This is a genomic window from Pseudomonas sp. MF6751, from assembly GCF_016613265.1.
GTDB lineage: Bacteria > Pseudomonadota > Gammaproteobacteria > Pseudomonadales > Pseudomonadaceae > Aquipseudomonas > Aquipseudomonas fluorescens_BV.
Genome location: NZ_JAENSV010000009.1, coordinates 131604 through 145262, shown reverse-complemented (window position 1 = coordinate 145262; position 13659 = coordinate 131604). Strand labels below are relative to the sequence as shown.

The 13659-nt window shown below is 60.4% G+C and carries 9 protein-coding genes; 3 read left to right on the top strand and 6 right to left on the bottom strand.

The genetic code is table 11. The annotated features are described in order from the left end of the window. The first annotated feature begins 3 nt into the window (after window positions 1–3). Both JJD66_RS10850 and asd read left to right on the top strand, forming a co-directional pair. Window positions 4–819, top strand: coding sequence for a rhodanese-like domain-containing protein (locus JJD66_RS10850; protein ID WP_200648129.1), 816 nt, complete (start codon window positions 4–6; stop codon window positions 817–819). 15 nt (window positions 820–834) lie between these two features. Then, window positions 835–1695, top strand: coding sequence for an archaetidylserine decarboxylase (gene asd, locus JJD66_RS10845; RefSeq protein WP_054896259.1), 861 nt, complete (start codon window positions 835–837; stop codon window positions 1693–1695). A gap of 141 nt (window positions 1696–1836) precedes the next feature. On the opposite strand, the gene serB is transcribed toward asd, so the two are convergent. Further along, window positions 1837–3051: a phosphoserine phosphatase SerB gene (gene serB, locus JJD66_RS10840; RefSeq protein WP_003188034.1), complete on the bottom strand. Its 1215-nt coding sequence runs from the start codon at window positions 3049–3051 to the stop codon at window positions 1837–1839. Window positions 3052–3184: 133 nt separating this feature from the next. On the opposite strand from serB, the gene JJD66_RS10835 reads away from it, so the two are divergent. After that, window positions 3185–4732, top strand: coding sequence for a HAMP domain-containing protein (locus tag JJD66_RS10835; protein WP_105225544.1), 1548 nt, complete (start codon window positions 3185–3187; stop codon window positions 4730–4732). 53 nt (window positions 4733–4785) lie between these two features. On the opposite strand, the gene JJD66_RS10830 is transcribed toward JJD66_RS10835, so the two are convergent. From JJD66_RS10830 to parE, 5 genes are all read right to left on the bottom strand, one after another. After that, window positions 4786–7356 carry a hypothetical protein gene (locus JJD66_RS10830; protein ID WP_200648128.1) on the bottom strand — a complete coding sequence of 857 codons (2571 nt, stop codon included), beginning with the start codon at window positions 7354–7356 and terminating at the stop codon, window positions 4786–4788. A 163-nt stretch (window positions 7357–7519) separates the two neighbouring features. Continuing rightward, complete coding sequence (locus JJD66_RS10825; protein ID WP_032873461.1) at window positions 7520–8233, bottom strand: PqiC family protein; 714 nt, start codon at window positions 8231–8233, stop codon at window positions 7520–7522. Window positions 8234–8406: 173 nt separating this feature from the next. Further along, window positions 8407–10671 (bottom strand): DNA topoisomerase IV subunit A, encoded by a 2265-nt coding sequence (gene parC, locus JJD66_RS10820; protein WP_020301636.1) that lies wholly within the window; start codon window positions 10669–10671, stop codon window positions 8407–8409. Window positions 10672–10741: 70 nt separating this feature from the next. After that, window positions 10742–11737, bottom strand: coding sequence for an esterase-like activity of phytase family protein (locus tag JJD66_RS10815; protein ID WP_200648127.1), 996 nt, complete (start codon window positions 11735–11737; stop codon window positions 10742–10744). Then, on the bottom strand, window positions 11737–13641 hold the full coding sequence (gene parE, locus JJD66_RS10810) for a DNA topoisomerase IV subunit B (protein ID WP_003188026.1): 1905 nt from the start codon (window positions 13639–13641) through the stop codon (window positions 11737–11739). Before parE ends, JJD66_RS10815 begins: the two co-directional genes overlap by 1 nt. Between the last annotated feature and the right edge of the window lie 18 nt (window positions 13642–13659).

Here is a 13659-nt window from a genome sequence, read left to right as displayed (position 1 = left end):
CACATGCCTGACTTCTCTGGCTTGCCGCTGGTGATCGAATCCGCCGACCTGTTGGGTCGCCTCGATTCCAAGCACTTGATACTGGTAGACCTCACCAGTGTCGCCCGCTACGCCGAAGGGCATATCCCCGGCGCGCATTTCGTTGACCCCAAGCGCACCCAACTGGGACAGCCACCGGCACCCGGCCTGCTACCAAGCAAGGCCGACCTGGAAAAACTGTTCGGCGAACTGGGCCACACCCCGGACGCCACCTATGTGGTCTATGACGACGAAGGCGGCGGTTGGGCCGGGCGTTTTATCTGGATGCTCGACGTGATCGGCCACCAGAAATATCACTACCTCGACGGCGGCCTGCTGGCTTGGCTGGAGGAAGGGCACCCGCTTTCCACCGATGTGCCCCCAGCAGCCGGCGGCCCGGTCAGCCTTACGCTGCACGACGGCCCAACAGCCACCCGCGAATACCTGCAAAGCCGCCTCGGCGCGGCCGACCTGGGGATCTGGGACGCTCGTGGCCCGCTGGAGTATTCCGGCGAGAAAGTGCTCGCAGCCAAGGGCGGCCACATCCCCGGCGCGGTGAACTTGGAATGGACCGCCGGCATGGACAAGGCGCGCAACCTGCGTATCCGCCGTGACATGCCGCAAATCCTCGAAGACCTCGGGCTGACCAAAGACAAAGAAATCATCACCCACTGCCAGACTCACCACCGCTCTGGCTTCACCTACCTGGTGGCCAAGGCGCTCGGTTATCCGCGAGTCAAAGGTTATGCCGGTTCCTGGGGCGAATGGGGCAACCACCCCGACACCCCCGTTGAGATTTAAGGTTTAAGGACAGTTATGAAAAAGCAGTTGTTTATCCTCAGCCAGTACTTGCTGCCGCACCACTTGCTGTCGCGCCTGGCCGGCTGTATCGCCGAGTGCCGCGTGCGCTGGTTCAAGAACGCCTTCACTGCCTGGTTCGCCAAGCGCTACCAGGTGGACATGTCCCAGGCCCTGGTGGAAGACCTGACCGCCTACGAGCACTTCAACGCCTTCTTCACCCGCGCGCTGAAAGACGGCGCCCGCCCGTTGGATCCAACCCCAGGCGCAGTGCTGAGCCCTGCCGATGGCGCGGTCAGCCAGCTTGGCCCGATCGAACATGGCCGTATCTTTCAGGCCAAGGGCCACAGCTTCAGCGTGCTGGAACTGCTCGGTGGCGATGCGGCAATGGCTGCGCCGTTCATGGGCGGCGACTTCGCGACTATTTACCTGTCGCCCAAGGACTACCACCGGGTACATATGCCACTGGCCGGTACCCTACGCGAGATGGTGTATGTGCCAGGGCGGATTTTCTCGGTCAACCAGACCACCGCCGAAAACGTGCCGGAACTGTTCGCCCGTAACGAGCGCGTTGTCTGCTTGTTCGACACCGAACGCGGCCCGATGGCCGTGGTGTTGGTAGGTGCGATGATCGTTGCGTCGATTGAAACCGTGTGGGCCGGTTTGGTGACGCCGCCGAAACGCGAGCTGAAAACCTTCCGCTACGACGAAGCGGCCCGCGCGCCGATTCATCTGGAGAAAGGTGCGGAACTGGGTCGCTTCAAACTGGGATCGACCGCCATCGTATTGTTCGGGCCGGACCAGGTGAAGTGGGCTGAAGAACTGGCAGCGGGTACGCCGGTGCAGATGGGCCAGGGTATCGCCGCTGCTAAAGCCTGATATTGCTGGTGAGATCCTATGTGGGAGCCGGGCTTGCTTGCGATAGCGGCAGTTCAGTCAATGATGTGTTGACTGACACTCCGCCATCGCGGGCAAGCCCGGCTCCCGCATTTTTGCCTGTATTTCTACAGTGAGATCGGCTTATAGCTGACCGTCGCGGTCACGCAAGCCCAGCAGATACAGCACGCCATCCAACCCCAAGGTCGAAATCGCCTGCTTGGCCGACTGCTTGACCAACGGTTTGGCGCGAAAGGCCACGCCCAACCCGGCAATCGCCAGCATCGGCAAGTCATTGGCGCCGTCGCCGACCGCAATGGTCTGCTCCAGGCGCAAGCCTTCCTTATGGGCCAACTCCTTGAGCAGGTCGGCCTTGCGCTGGGCGTCGACAATCGGCTCCACCGCGACGCCAGTCACTTTGCCATCCACCACTTCCAGCTCGTTGGCGAATACATAGTCAATGCCCAGCTTGGCCTGCAACTGCTTGGCAAAGTAAGTGAAGCCGCCGGACAGGATGGCGGTCTTATAGCCCAGGCGCTTGAGTTCGGCGAACAGGGTTTCGGCGCCTTCAGTCAGGCGCAGCGACGCGCCGATCGAGTCCAGCACGCCAACGTCCAAGCCTTTGAGCAGCGCCAGACGCTCCTTGAAGCTGGCACGAAAATCCAGCTCGCCGGCCATCGCGCGCTCGGTAATCTCCGAGACTTGCTCGCCCACACCGGCCGCCTTGGCCAGCTCGTCGATGACTTCGGCTTCGATCAAGGTGGAGTCCATGTCGAACACCGCCAGGCGGCGGTTGCGACGGAACAGGGAGTCTTCCTGGAAGGCGATATCGACATTCAGTTCCTGGGCTACGCTCAGGAAATCGGCGCGCAGCGCTTGCGCGTCAGCCGGTTCACCGCGCACGGAGAACTCGATGCAGCCCTTGCCTTTGTCAGCCGGAGTGTCCAAGGGCATGCGACCCGACAGACGGTCGATATGGTCGATATTCAATCCGTATTGCGCGGTGATCGAACTGACGCGCTGCAACTGCTCAGCCGTTACCTTGCGGGTCAACAGGGTGACGATATGGCGCTTTTTACCCTGGCCTTCGACCCAGTGCTGGTAGTCAGCTTCGGACACCGGGGTGAAACGTACCTGTTGATCGAGCTTATACGCCGTAAACAGGATGTCCTTGAGTACCGAGGAGGCCTGTTCGGTGCTGGGGATCTCCACCAGGATGCCGAACGACAAGGTGTCGTGGATCACCGCCTGGCCGATGTCGAGAATGTTCACACCACCCTGGGCCAGGACGCCGGTAATGGCTGCGGTGAGACCCGGCCGGTCTTCACCCGTGATGTTGATCAGGACAATTTCGCGCAAAGCGCACCCCCAGGCTGGAAAAAAACCGCATTCTACCCACTTTCAGTGACCATCGGGCACAGCCAGCGCTTTGCCGGCCATGGGCCTGTCGCTATACTGCGCGTCAACTTCACGGACCAAGAGCCGAGCGCAAGTGAACCGGCCCACGCCAGTAAAAACCGATAACTTCTTCCTGCTGATCTTCCGGGCACTGCGCCACCGCCGTGTACCGATTGCATTACGCATCGCCAGCCATAACGTGATCCTGGTCGCTCTGGCCCTGGTGATCTACGCCTGCGTGATGGGTTTGCAGTTCAAGCAGGCCATGCACGAGCAGGCTGATGCCCTGGGCGCAAGCCTGACAACCCAGACCGCCACTTCGGCGACTGAGTTGCTGGTGTCCAACGACATCCTCAGCCTCAACGTGTTGCTCAACAACCTGACCAAGAACCCGCTGGTGGCCCACGCCGCTATCTATAGCGTGGACAACCGGATCATGGCCGAGGCCGGGCAACGCCCGAAAAACGGTCTGCTCGGTGAGGCCGAAGGCCTGTATCAGAGCAATATTACGTTCCAGGACGTGAAGGCCGGCCAACTGCGTATCAGCCTTGATATGCAACAGTTCCAGCAGCCGATGACCATCAGCCTGCAAAGCATGGGCATCCTGAGCGCGATTTTGCTGGCCCTGGCCCTGGCCTTGAGCCTGCGCCTGGGGCGGCATATCTCCACGCCGCTGATGCAACTGCGCATCTGGCTGCGGGATATCGACGAACACACCCCGGCCACTGATCGCCAGGACGAAATCGGCGACCTCGCGCGCCAGCTCCACGCCAGCTTTGCCCCGGAGCCAAAAGCGCCTGAAGTCGAGCCCGAGCCTGAGTACGACGACGCCGAGGACTACGCCGACGAGCCTGAGTTTGAAGTGCGCGACCTGCGCGACCCGGGCTTCGACGAAAGCGCCCCGGTGGCCGGCCTCAAGCCTGCGCCGCGCCATGTGATCAAGGCCGAGGAAGACGAGCTGGGCGACGAAGACCCGTTCGCCGACCTGCGCGACACCTCGGCAGCCGCCCCAGTCGCTGCGCCCAAACCGGTTGCGGTCAAGAACGCCGAGCCACAGCACAGTGCCGTACTCGCCGTGCAACTGGGCGCCCAGGATCAACTGCGCCGCCTGCCCCGTGCCCGCCTGACCGAACTGCTTGAACGCTACCGCGACTGCCTCGACCAGGCCGCTTCGCTCTACCAGAGCGAACTGCACACCCTGAACGATGGCAGCACGCTGATGCTGTTCCACAGCGAAGACAGCGGCGAAGACTACCTGACCAATGCCATCTGCTGCGGCGAGCTGTTGCGCGCCCTGGGCCATGCCCTGCAGATCGAAGTGGCCGACAGCGGCATTACCCTGCAACTGCAGTTGGGTCTAACCGTGGGTGACGACCTGTTTGGCATCAGCCAGATCGACCTGCTACTCACCGAAATCGCCCAGGATGCCCTGGCCTTGTCCCAGCACAGCCGTAACCTGCTGTTGGTGGAGCGCAAGATCAGTGAGGACACGTTGATCCGCCAACGCGCACGTATCCGCCCGATTGCCAGCCCTGAAGGGGCCAGCTGTGTGGAGCGCTTGATGGAGCCGTATCCGTCGATGCTGGAGCGTCAGTTGGCGCGGATGCATGAGACCCGCAACAAGGGTCGACTCCAAGACTAATGCACTGATGATCACAAGCCCGCAGAGAACAAACACCTGCGGGCTTTCTAGTACTATTTGATTTTCTTGCTATCCACGACATTTATGGTTCGGCGTGGAATCCAGCCTGACCTGACCTGGTCCAAAAGCTGATACCCACTCATTTTAAAGTTGGATCCGACGGGTAGCGGCCTTTCTATCTGGACAGACCATTGTCCAAAACCATCGACAACCGCGTACCCAAGTGGAACTCCGGGCCTGTTCTCCTGATTCAACTCAACCACGGCCCCCACAACGCCAGTGCCTTTTACAAGAGGCTGGCGGCCAACGGTCTGGTTTTCGGCAGGGGTTTCGATAACCGGAGCATCGGGAACCTGCACTACCTGGAAGGTCCTATTCGCCAACCAGCGGGCGATTTTACCGTCAAGCTGCTGATAGCCCGTCATGACAAAGGAGTTTGTGACCGGCAGAGGCTGATCAACCTGCACCGACCAGCGTCCATAGCCATCGACAGTGGTGGTCGCCAAGGCGTTATACGGGTCACCCGGTTTGAGCAACACGACGGTCGCGCCCGCAATACCACTACCTGACACAACTGGCCGACGTCCTGTTTTCACACCTTGTGCAGGGGTTTCGATAATCGCCAGATCGGGAGCATCGACAACCTGGATAGTTCTATTGGCCAACCAACCGGATCTTTTCCCCTCAATCGACTGATATCCAGTCATGGTAAAGGCGGGTGGGCTTATCGGCAGCGGATTATCAACCTGCGTGGCCCATCGCCCATAACCATCGACGGTAGTAGTGGCTAGAATATTTTCAGGTTTGTACGACTGCATCAACACAACAGTAGCACCTGCTACACCCGTACCGGTCACAAAAGGCCGGCGGCCCGTTCTGACGCTTTGGGCCGGCGTTTGGATAATCGCCGGATCAGGTACATCAACAACCTTGAGTGTCCTGTTCGCCAGCCAACCCGAACGTTTTCCATCAAGGGTTTGATAGCCGGTCATGGTAAAGGCGGGTGGACTTATCGGTAGAGGGCGCTCTATGCGCACTGACCAGCGGCCATAGCCATCGACCCTAGTAGTGGCCAGCGGATTGTAAGGGTCGTAGGATTTAAGCAACACCACAGTAGCACCAGGGACACCGGTACCTGACACTTGCGGCAGGCGGCCAACTTCGACATTTTGGGCGGGGGTCTCGATTATTGCCGCAGGCACGCTCAGTTCAGCCACCTTGAAGCTGCGATTGCCAGATAACACCGAGGTTCTTCCCCCGAAAGTTTGTCGAGCGGTATAGGAATAACTGCCAACATCATGCACTGACAGCGAGTACACCGACCAGTTGCCGTTGCCATCGGCAATGGCAGTGCCCTCGACTTCCGCGGGCTTGGAAGCATTTACTATTTCAATACGTGCGCCAGGCCAGGCAGTGCCGGCAAATACTGGCTGTTTACCGGTGCTGGCCCCCTCGAGAGGGACCGCAATGACGGGAGCGGGAACCGTGGTTGTACAGTAAGGAAAACCGGCCCCATCAAGCGCGACCGCGACTATCGCCTCGTCCGGCCCGGCGCTGCACACAAGCACTTTAACCTTGCGGGAAGAGTCCTCAAATGTCTGGCCCGCAAGTAGCGTAGGATCGTTGGTTCTTGGCGTCTCTGGCGTGGCATCAATCTGCACATTCTGCACGCCTTGCTCCCTCGCATAACGCATCCACACGCCATTGACCCGGTTGTCATTCTCCGGAAAGTTATCAAAGACCGTAGGCTTCCTGTATTCCAGCGACAACAACGGGTAGTAGGCCCCACCAGGCGAATGGGTTTCAGGGATCTTGATCAGGTACAGCTGCGGGCCTTCGCGCCCCAACACCTTCAAACTGTAAAGGCCGGTGCGCGTGATAGTCGTCGCCTGGCCATCATCCAGCCAGCCGGCATAGCGGCGGCTGACCGCAGGATAAAGCGTGCCACCACCTGACACTGAGTCACCAGTGTCGCCATACCCAACGTAAGTGCAACCAACAGGCGCACTCACAGACGCGCCATTGCGGGGGCAGCCTATGAGGCTTCCCCCATGACTAAAGCCTAAATTATGACCAAACTCGTGCTTGTAAACATGCGGGGAGCCTGCCTTGCCAAACACTCCAACATGCCTACCGGGGGTATAGGCCAAGGCGCCACCGCCACAATTAACGATGTTAATTTCATAGTCGAAATCATCGGGATTAAGGCCATTCTTTTCGGCAGTCTTGCGACCCTCCGCGATAGACGTGGACATAGAGCATCCCTCAGGCTTCGGTCCAGACGTCGCCTCCACTACCCGCCCCTCCAACTTCAGCTTTCCACCGGACGCAGCCAGAATATAAGAGCGTAATGAATTAGGATCAGTAGACAGCGTATGCAACTCCACCTGATCCCTGTCCAACACACGCTCTCCCTGCCAATGGGTTACCGTGACCAACATCCTCTTGGTGCCCGTCACAGGGCGGATTATCTGACTCAAGCTTGACAGTTCACCTTCGGCTGGCGGAAGTTCATCATTTTCAAGGCCGCCAAATTCACGATTAACTTCATGGCTACAGCCCATGAGAGCAACACTTAATGCACTACAAAAAAACCAAGCGAGGAAGATCGATATTTTTTTCATGAGCTCAGTACCTTAAGAGATAGGACTGAAATCACACTAGAGACCTTATGCGCAGCTGGATACTGTCAGAATTAACAGGTACGCAGAATTAGGCGCTGGCGTTTTACAGCAGGCATGAAAAAGCCCGCGGGCTTGGCGGGCTTTTTCAAAAATAAATCTCAGATCAGAACCTGAACACTTCCAGATCCGTGCGAATCGGCGTGGCCATCGGCATCTTCGGTTTTTCCGGGGCCGCAGGCTTGGCCTGGGCGGGGGCCTGTTTACGCGGCTGCGCTTCGGCAATCGGCGGCTGGTTGGCCAGTGGTTTGAGCGCCACCGACAACTGCTGTGCCAAGTGCTGCAACAGCACACCCTGAGCCTGGACCTGGGACGCAGTGGTGCCGGCGTGTTCTTCCTGCAGGTGCACAATGCGGTTGTCCCGCACCTGCCCGCGACGGTCGATCAAGCGCCACTGTGCATCCAGGATCGCCGGTTGCGACTTGCCGGAATCCAGCCGCGTAATGGTCAGCAACACCTGTACATCCGGGGTGAACCCGGAGGGTCCCGGCGCCAGGACCACTCGCTGGCTGTCTAACTGGCCAGCGACCTGACGCAACATCAGCTGGTTGATATCCGACGACAGGCTACCGGCCCAACGACCATCTGTGGAACCTTGCAGGCTGCCGTCGTTCTGACGTTGAAGCAGGGTTTCGCGTTGCAGGTAATCGGCAACGACTACCGGCCCCAGCAATACTGCCATGCCAGCGGTTTGGGCTGGCTGAGCCGGACTTCCGCTGTCCAGCTGGTACAGCGACACCGGTTGATGTGTGCTGCAACCCGCCAACCCCAAAAGGCCAGCGAGCATCAAAAATAGAGGAAGGCGTGGAGCAGTCATCATCCCATCCAAGTGGCTGCCACAAGGCGAACCACAATGTAATACTAAAAATAACCTGAACACGCTCGGCCACGCCGGCGCTGGAAAGGCCATATCATCCGTGAATATGCGCCATGACTCCAGCGCGAAAGCATCGATCTACGCGTTAAATCGTAGATCGAGGCCTCTAGTACCGCTTAAACCGGCGTTTCGACCAGCAAGGCATCCACTCGCTGGAAGCCTCGTGGCAGTTTGTTACCTCGCCGGCCACGCTCACCCTTGTAGTGTTCAAGGTCGTCAGGGCGCAATGACAACGTGCGCTTGCCGGCCTGGAGCACCAGGGTAGAGCCTTCCGGGACCACGGCGATGTCAGTCACATACTCCTCGCGACTGGCCACCCGGTCACCGGGAATCCCGATGATCTTGTTGCCTTTACCCTTGCCCAACTGCGGCAAGTCGCTGATCTTGAACACCAGCAAACGCCCTTCGGTGGTCACCGACGCCAGCCAGTTGCTTTCACGATCCTCCACCGGCCTCGGCAGAATCACCTTGGCGTTGTTCGGCAGGCTCAACAGCGCCTTGCCCGCCTTGTTCTTGGCCTGCAGGTCTTCACCCTTGACCACGAAACCGTAACCGGCGTCGGAGGCGATGACATACAGCGAATCATCGTCCGGCAACAGCACACACTCGAAATTCGCCCCCGGCGGCGGCGTGAGGCGCCCGGTCAAAGGCTCGCCCTGCCCCCGCGCAGACGGCAGGGTGTGGGCCGGCACCGAATAACTGCGCCCGGTCGAGTCGATAAACACCGCGAATTGATTGGAGCGCCCGGCGGCAGCGGTCTTGAAGCCATCACCGGCTTTGTACGAAAGGCCGGTGGCGTCAATATCATGCCCTTTGGCGGAGCGAACCCAACCCTTTTCCGACAGAACGACGGTAATTTTCTCGTTGGGCAACAGCTCGGTTTCGGTCAGGGCCTTGGCTTCAGCGCGCTCGACGATAGGCGAGCGACGGTCATCGCCATAGGTTTCGGCGTCTTTGATCAGTTCGCTGCGCACCAGCTTCTTGAGCTTGGCTTCGCTGCCCAGCAGGGCTTGCAGCTTGGCTTGTTCCTTGAGCAGTGCATCCTGCTCGTCGCGCAGCTTCATTTCTTCCAGGCGTGCCAACTGGCGCAAGCGGGTGTCGAGGATGTAGTCCGCCTGGATCTCGCTCAGCTCGAAACGCGCGATCAGCTCGGCCTTTGGATGCTCGGCGGTACGGATGATATGGATCACTTCATCCAGGTTGAGGTAGGCGATCAGCAAGCCGTCCAACAGGTGCAAGCGGCGCTCGACCTTGTCGAGGCGAAATTGCAGGCGGCGGCGCACGGTTTGTACACGGAACTCCAGCCATTCCACCAGCAGATTGCGCAGGTTCTTCAACTGCGGTTTGCCGTCCAGGCCGATGATGTTGACGTTGACCCGGTAGCTGGACTCCAAGTCGGTGCTGGCGAACAAGTGCTGCATCAGCACTTCGTGATCCACCCGGCTGTTGGTCGGGATGATCACGATGCGGCATGGGTTCTCGTGGTCGGACTCGTCACGCAGGTCGGCCACTTGCGGCAATTTCGACGGTTTGGCCTGCATCAACGCGGCGATCTGCTCCAGCACCTTGGCACCCGATACCTGGTGCGGCAGCGCGGTCACAATAATGTCGCCGTCCTCAATGTGGTACACGGCACGCATACGCACCGAGCCCTTGCCCGTTTCGTACATCTTCAGCAGGTCGGCGCGCGGCGTGATGATCTCTGCTTCGGTCGGGTAATCCGGGCCCTGGATATGCTCGCAGAGCTGCTCGACCGTAGCCTTAGGCTCATCCAGCAAGCGCACGCAGGCGGTGGCGACTTCGCGCAGGTTGTGCGGCGGCACGTCGGTGGCCATGCCGACCGCAATACCGGTGGTGCCATTGAGCAGGATATTCGGCAAACGCGCCGGCAACACCAGGGGTTCGTCGAGGGTGCCGTCAAAGTTCGGCCCCCAGTCGGCAGTGCCCTGGCCCAGCTCGCTGAGCAGCACTTCGGAATAACGCGACAGCCGCGCCTCGGTGTAACGCATGGCGGCGAAGGATTTGGGGTCATCCGGTGCCCCCCAGTTACCCTGGCCGTCCACCAGGGTATAGCGGTAGCTGAACGGCTGGGCCATCAGCACCATCGCTTCATAGCACGCCGAATCGCCGTGGGGGTGGAACTTACCGAGCACGTCACCGACGGTACGCGCCGACTTCTTGTGCTTGGAATCGGCGTCCAGGCCCAACTCACTCATGGCGTAGATGATGCGCCGTTGCACGGGCTTCAGGCCATCGCCGATATGCGGCAAGGCACGGTCCATGATCACGTACATGGAGTAGTTGAGGTAGGCATTTTCGGTGAATTCAGCCAGCGACCGGCGTTCTACGCCATCTAAGCTGTCTGCGAGGATGTCACTCATGCGGGCCTCATCATGGGGTAAGGCGCAGCGGAACTGCCGCTGCGCTGATTCAATTCAAAAAAATCTCGATTCATGGCTGGGCACTCCAGCCGCCATCCGGAGCGGCAAAACGATAGACGATCGGGCGTTTTTCACCATCGGCACGCGGGCCAAAATTGTTGTCGATCCCGACCCAGGCACCGTCGGCATCCACCAACAGGGCTTCAGCCAGGCCATACGACTGCGGGTAACGTCGCTGTGGCGTCAGGGTTTCGTCGGCAAACGACCAGCACAGCTCAACCTTGGCCGTGAGCGGGTCGCGCCGGCAGATCTGGAACGCATTGCGCTCCAGGGTAAACAGCTTGCCGTTGAACAGCGACAAGTCGGCAAAGTCCTTGGACACGGCCTTGGCGTTGGGGAACTGCGCCGGTTGCACTTCCTGGCCGGCCTCGCTCAACAATACACAACGACCATCGCAATCCCATACGCTCTGCCCACGCTTGATCGAGACCAGGCCACGGCGTTCACGCTCGGCAGCCAGCCAGATCTGATTGCCTTCAGGGTTTACCGCCAAGCCTTCGAACAAGGCATTAAAGTGCAGCAACATGCCACTGGCCCTGGCTTCACGCACCATGCCCGGCGCGATTTTCAACCACTCCGGCGCGCCCGTCGCGGGCACCTGCAACACTGCGGCATGGGCTTCGCTGACAATATAACGATTGCCTGCGGCATCACAGCTGATGCCTTCAAAGTCCAGGTCACCACCACGTATGAACGAAGCGGCCTTGGTGCGCGAACGCAAGCCCCAAGGCAGGCCGGACTCGGGCACGGGCGGCACGTCGATCTTCAGCGCTTGCGCGCTCCACGTCGGCGCACGGGTATCCAGGCGGTAGATCTGGTCGTCATCGCGGTCCGAAACCGTCCACAGCTCGTTGCCACACAACGCCAGGCCCGACAGGTTCCCACCGCGCATGCCGTCAACCGGGTGTTCCGAGACCAGCTTGAGCTCTGCCACGCTGGCTGCGGCCACCTGGGTGACCGCCAGCCCGCTCAACATCAGGATCGCCAGGGCGAAGCCTGTGCGCATCAGCCCAGAACCTCGGCCAGGTTGCCTTTGGATTCAAGCCAGGTCTTGCGGTCGCCAGCGCGTTTCTTCGCCAGCAGCATGTCCATCATTTCCGAGGTGGCGGCGAAGTCTTCCAGGGTCAACTGCACCAGGCGCCGGGTGTTCGGGTCCATGGTGGTTTCGCGCAGTTGCGGCGGGTTCATTTCACCCAGGCCCTTGAATCGCGTGACCTGTGGCTTGCCGCGTTTCTTCTCGGCCACCAGGCGGTCGAGGATGCCATCGCGCTCGGCTTCGTCCAGGGCGTAGAAAATTTCCTTGCCCAGGTCGATGCGGTACAGCGGCGGCATGGCGACGTAGACGTGACCGGCATCCACCAACGGGCGGAAATGCTGGACGAACAACGCGCACAGCAAGGTAGCAATGTGCAGGCCGTCGGAGTCGGCGTCGGCGAGGATACAGATCTTGCCATAGCGCAGCTGGCTCATGTCCGCCGCACCCGGGTCGACCCCGATGGCCACGGCGATGTTGTGCACTTCCTGGCTGGCCAGCACTTCGCTGCCGTCGACTTCCCAGGTGTTGAGGATCTTGCCGCGCAGCGGCAGGATCGCCTGGAACTCCTTGTCCCGCGCTTGCTTGGCGGAACCGCCGGCGGAGTCACCTTCGACCAGGAACAGCTCGGAACGCATCGGGTCTTGCCCGGCGCAATCGGCCAGTTTGCCCGGCAGTGCCGGGCCCTGGGTGATGCGCTTGCGCTCGACCTTTTTGCTGGCCTTCAAGCGCCGGCCGGCGTTGTTGATCGCCAGCTCCGCCAGGGCCAGGCCCAGCTCGGGATGCTCGTTGAGCCACAGGCTGAACGCGTCCTTGACCACACCAGAGACAAACGCCGCCGCCTCGCGGGACGACAGGCGCTCTTTGGTCTGGCCGGAAAATTGCGGCTCCTGCATCTTCATCGACAGCACGAACGCGATGCGCTCCCACACGTCTTCCGGCGCCAGCTTGACGCCGCGCGGCAACAGGCTGCGGTATTCGCAGAACTCACGCATGGCATCCAGCAAGCCTTGGCGCAAACCGTTGACGTGGGTGCCGCCCTGGGCCGTGGGGATCAGGTTGACGTAGCTTTCCTGCACGCTGTCGCCACCTTCGGGCAACCACAGCAGCGCCCAGTCCACCGCTTCTTTATTACCCGACAGGCTGCCGCAGAACGGCTCGTTGGGCAGGCGTTCGAAGTCGCTGACCGAGTCTTCCAGGTAGGAACGCAGGCCGTCTTCGTAGTGCCACTCGACCTTCTCGCCGGTGCCTTTGTCTTCAAAGCTGACCAGCAGGCCCGGGCACAACACAGCCTTGGCCTTGAGCACGTGCTTGAGGCGGCTGATGGAGAATTTGGGCGAATCGAAATACTTGGGGTCCGGCGCAAAGTACACGCTGGTGCCGGTGTTGCGCTTGCCAACGGTGCCGATCACTTCCAGGTCGGTGGCTTTGTAGCCATCGGCGAAAGTCATCTGGTACTCGTTGCCATCGCGCTTGACCTTGACCCGCACCAGGGTCGACAGCGCGTTGACCACGGAAATACCCACGCCGTGCAAACCGCCGGAGAACTGGTAGTTCTTGTTGGAGAACTTGCCGCCGGCATGCAGCTTGGTAAGGATCAGCTCGACGCCCGGCACACCCTCTTCGGGGTGAATGTCCACCGGCATGCCACGACCATCGTCGGACACTTCCAGGGAATGGTCGGCGTGAAGGATGACTTGCACCGACTTGGCGTGCCCGGCCAAGGCTTCGTCGACGCTGTTGTCGATGACTTCCTGGGCAAGGTGGTTCGGCCGACTGGTGTCGGTATACATGCCGGGGCGTTTGCGCACCGGGTCGAGGCCCGAGAGGACTTCGATGGCGTCGGCGTTATAAGAGCTAGCGCTGGGAGTGGCCATGGGGTCTCGTCGTGAGTC

Excerpts from the sequence above, each read along its gene's own strand:
- JJD66_RS10830 (WP_200648128.1), bottom strand. The coding sequence starts at position 7,356 with ATGAAAAAAATATCGATCTTCCTCGCTTGGTTTTTTTGTAGTGCATTA.
- parE (WP_003188026.1), bottom strand. The coding sequence starts at position 13,641 with ATGGCCACTCCCAGCGCTAGCTCTTATAACGCCGACGCCATCGAAGTC.
- JJD66_RS10825 (WP_032873461.1), bottom strand. The coding sequence starts at position 8,233 with ATGATGACTGCTCCACGCCTTCCTCTATTTTTGATGCTCGCTGGCCTT.
- JJD66_RS10815 (WP_200648127.1), bottom strand. The coding sequence starts at position 11,737 with ATGCGCACAGGCTTCGCCCTGGCGATCCTGATGTTGAGCGGGCTGGCG.
- JJD66_RS10850 (WP_200648129.1), top strand. The coding sequence starts at position 4 with ATGCCTGACTTCTCTGGCTTGCCGCTGGTGATCGAATCCGCCGACCTG.
- parC (WP_020301636.1), bottom strand. The coding sequence starts at position 10,671 with ATGAGTGACATCCTCGCAGACAGCTTAGATGGCGTAGAACGCCGGTCG.
- asd (WP_054896259.1), top strand. The coding sequence starts at position 835 with ATGAAAAAGCAGTTGTTTATCCTCAGCCAGTACTTGCTGCCGCACCAC.